The sequence below is a fragment of the Mycobacterium sp. TH-M15 genome (assembly GCF_057473705.1).
The window spans coordinates 1-3,862 of record NZ_JBYCLB010000522.1; the positions used below are offsets into that span (position 1 = coordinate 1).

A 3,862-nucleotide genomic window follows, 5' to 3' on the forward strand; every position below is an offset into this window, starting at 1 on the left:
GCCGCTTCGTCATCGCGCCCAGCTCGGCCAGGGTGTTCGGCACCCGCTGCGCCTCGGTGAGGAAGTCGGGGAACTCGGCCAGGATGCGATGCGCCAGCGAGATGTCACTGAGCTCGACCGCGATGCCGGCCGGTTCGGTGAACGCGCGCAGCACCGGCAGAAACGCATACGTCGCCAGCATCGGCGCCTCGTCGGTCAGCGTGTAGGTGATGGTCGGCTGCTCGGCGCACATGTCTTCTCCCGGCGTCACTGGCTGTCTGGTTCTCGGTGTTGTCTGGCGGCGACCCGTGTCGTCCACCGGCCCAATTGTGCCAGCGTCCGGTCGGCCGTGAACTGGCGGCGGTTCACCGTGGTGCGATAAACTGCGAAACGGTCATGAGCGCCAGCGTCAAGCCCCGGCTTGCTGGTCGGCAACCCTCCAACCGCGGTGGGGTGCCCCGGGTGATGACCGGGTTGGGTAGCCACCAGCGGCTACGCGGCAAGCGCGGGTCCGCCACAACGGGCCCCCGAGTAGAACAGGGGAACCTGATGCGTGCCTCTTCGGGCCAGCTCGGCATGTGTTGTCGTCGCTGAATCCACGCCACGCGCCGCGCCGCCGATCGGCCGCGCCGTCCGTGAGCCGCCGACGACATCCGCCACTGACCCCAGAAAGCATCCACCATGAATGCCGACACCGACACTCATCCCGATCCGAGCGCGCACTGGTCGTTCGAGACCAAACAGATTCACGTCGGGCACCGCGGCGACCCGGAGACCGGGTCCCGTGCGCTGCCGATCTACCAGACCACGTCCTACCTGTTCGCCGACACCGACCAGGCGGCCGGCCGGTTCGCGCTGGCTGAGCCCGGCAACATCTACACCCGGCTGACCAACCCCACCAACGCGGTCATCGAGGAGCGGGTCGCCGCGCTCGAAGGCGGGGTGGCGGCGACGCTGCTCTCGGCCGGTCAGGCGGCCAGCGCCTACGCGGTCTTCAACCTGGCCGGCGCCGGCGACCACATCGTGGCCAGCCCGCGACTGTACGGCGGCACCTACAACCTGTTCCGCTACTCGCTGCCCAAGCTGGGCATCGAGGTCGGCTTCGTGGCGGACCCGGACGATCCGGCGAGCTGGCAGGCGGCGGTGCGCGGAAACACCACGGCGTTCTACGCCGAGACCGTCTCCAATCCGAAGATCGACGTGCTGGACACCCCGGCGGTCTCCGCGGTGGCCCACCAGCACGGGGTGCCGCTGATCGTCGACAACACCATCCCCACCCCGTACCTGATCCAGCCGATCAGCCAGGGCGCCGACATCGTCGTGCATTCGGCCACCAAGTACCTGGGCGGGCACGGCACCGCGATCGCCGGGGTGATCGTCGACGGCGGCACCTTCGACTGGACTCAGGGCCGCCACCCCGGGTTCACCACCCCCGACCCGAGCTACAACGGCCTGGTCTACGCCGATCTGGGCCCGCCGGCGTACGCGGTCAAGATCCGCGCCCAGCTGATGCGCGACTACGGGTCGGTGGCCTCGCCGTTCAACGCGTTCCTGATCGCCCAGGGCCTGGAGACGCTCAGCCTGCGGGTGGAGCGCCACGTCGCCAACACCCAGAAGGTGGCGGAGTTCCTGGCCGGCCACGACGGCGTGTTGAGCGTCAACTACGCCGGGCTGCCCGGCTCGCCGTGGCACGACCGCGCAAAGCGGTTGGCCCCCAAGGGCGTCGGCGGGGTGCTCTCCTTCGAGCTGGACGGCGGGGTGCGGGCCGGCAAGGCCTTCGTCGACGCGCTGCGGCTGCACAGCCACGTCGCCAACATCGGCGACGTGCGGTCGCTGGTGATCCATCCGGCGTCGACCACCCACAGCCAGCTCACCGAGCAGGAGCTGCTGACCACCGGGGTCACCCCCGGGCTGGTGCGGCTGTCGGTGGGCATCGAGGGCATCGACGACATCCTCGCCGACCTGGAGCTGGGGTTCGCCGCCGCGCGATCCGGCCGGCAGGTCGCGGACCCGCCGGCGCTGGCGGCTCGTTGAGGCGGTCTGACGTGACGATCTCCGACGTGTCGACGCAGACGCTGCCCGCCGAGGGCGAGACCGGTGTGGTCGACATCGGCTCGCTGACCCTGGAGAGCGGCGCCGTGCTCGACGACGTCTGTATCGCCGGGCAGCGCTGGGGCGAGCTCTCCCCCACCCGGGACAACGTGGTGATGGTGCTTCACGCGCTGACCGGCGACTCGCACGTCACCGGGCCCGCCGGCCCGGGCCACCCGACGCCGGGCTGGTGGGACGGGCTGATCGGGCCGGGCGCGCCGATCGACACCGACCGCTGGTGCGCGGTGGCCACCAATGTGCTCGGCGGGTGCCGTGGTTCGACCGGCCCCAGCTCACTGGCCCGTGACGGGAAGCCGTGGGGCTCCCGGTTCCCGGCGATCTCGATCCGCGACCAGGTGCAGGCCGACATCGCCGCGCTCGACGCGCTCGGCATCACCGAAGCCGCCGCCGTGCTGGGCGGATCGATGGGCGGCGCCCGCGCTCTGGAGTGGATGATCGGCCATCCCGACCGGGTCCGCGCCGGGCTGCTGCTGGCGGTCGGCGCGCGGGCCACCGCAGACCAGATCGGCACCCAGACCACCCAGATCGCCGTCGTCAAGGCCGACCCACACTGGCAAGGCGGCGACTACCACGGCACCGGACACAGCCCCGACACCGGCGTCGCCATCGCCCGCCAGATCGCCCACCTGACCTATCGGGGCGAGGTCGAGCTGGACCGGCGGTTCGCCAACAGCGCCCAGGACGACGAAGACCCGGCCGCCGGCGGACGTTTCGCGGTGCAGAGCTATCTGGAGCACCAGGGCAACAAGCTGGTCGCCCGGTTCGACGCCGGCAGCTACGTGACCCTGACCGAGTCGCTGAACAGCCACGACGTCGGCCGCGGCCGCGGCGGGGTGGCCGCCGCGCTGCGCGGCTGCGGCGTACCGGCGGTGGTCGCCGGGATCACGTCCGACCGGCTCTACCCGCTGCGGTTGCAGGCCGAGCTCGCCGGCCTGCTGCCCGGCTGCGACGAGCTGCGGGTGCTCGACTCCGATCGCGGGCACGACGGCTTCCTGCTGGAGATCGACGCGGTCGGCGAGCTGATCCGGCAGACCCTGGACCTGAGCAGGCCCGAGGCGACGGTGAGTGAGCGCCAGCTCACGAGTAAGGAGCCGAGCCATGGGACACCGAGGCGACGGTGAGTGAGCGCCAGCTCACGAGTAAGGAGCCGAGCCATGGGCACGGCGCGGTGAGCCCGTCCCGACAGGCCCGACACGACCGCTCGCTGTCGTTCGGCTCGCAGGCGGGCGCCTACGAGCGGGGCCGGCCGTCGTATCCGCCGGAGGCGATCGACTGGCTGCTGCCGACCGGCGCCCGGGACGTCCTCGACCTGGGGGCCGGCACCGGCAAGCTCACCACCCGGCTGGTCGAGCGCGGGCTGGACGTGGTGGCCGTCGACCCGATCGCCGAGATGCTCGAAATGCTGCGCACCGCGCTGCCGAAAACCGCGGCCCTGCTCGGGACGGCCGAACAGATCCCGCTGCCCGACGACAGCGTCGACGCCGTGCTGGTGGCGCAGGCATGGCACTGGTTCGACCCGGCGCGGGCGATCCCGGAGCTGGTCCGGGTGCTGCGGCCGGGCGGGCGGCTGGGGCTGGTGTGGAACACCCGCGACGAGCGACTCGGCTGGGTCAAGGAGCACGGCGGGATCATCGGCCGCGAGGACGCCCGCGACGTGGTCGACGCCGGGGTGACCCTGCCGCGCCCGTTCGCCGGCATCGCCCACCACCAGGTCGAGTGGACCAGCTACCTGACCCCGCAGGCGCTGATCGACCTGGTGGCATCCCGCAGC

At 71.7% G+C, this 3,862-nt stretch carries 4 protein-coding genes and 1 riboswitch; of the genes, 3 read left to right on the forward strand and 1 reads right to left on the reverse strand.

Annotation, left to right across the window (positions count from 1 at the left end):
* The coding region (locus tag AC2VNT_RS12745) for an NADP-dependent isocitrate dehydrogenase (RefSeq protein ID WP_486947211.1) at window positions 1-232 on the reverse strand (232 nt) is incomplete at its 3' end.
* Between the two features lie 139 nt (window positions 233-371).
* A riboswitch (SAM riboswitch) is annotated at window positions 372-491 on the forward strand.
* Between the two features lie 169 nt (window positions 492-660).
* Here AC2VNT_RS12745 and AC2VNT_RS12750 point away from each other — a divergent pair.
* From AC2VNT_RS12750 to AC2VNT_RS12760, 3 genes are all read left to right on the forward strand, one after another.
* Window positions 661-2,013, forward strand: coding sequence for a bifunctional o-acetylhomoserine/o-acetylserine sulfhydrylase (locus AC2VNT_RS12750; RefSeq protein ID WP_486947208.1), 1,353 nt, complete (start codon window positions 661-663; stop codon window positions 2,011-2,013).
* A gap of 11 nt (window positions 2,014-2,024) precedes the next feature.
* Window positions 2,025-3,212 (forward strand): homoserine O-acetyltransferase MetX, encoded by a 1,188-nt coding sequence (gene metX, locus AC2VNT_RS12755; protein WP_486947209.1) that lies wholly within the window; start codon window positions 2,025-2,027, stop codon window positions 3,210-3,212.
* A gap of 47 nt (window positions 3,213-3,259) precedes the next feature.
* On the forward strand, window positions 3,260-3,862 hold a 603-nt coding region (locus AC2VNT_RS12760; protein ID WP_486947210.1), incomplete at its 3' end, for a class I SAM-dependent methyltransferase.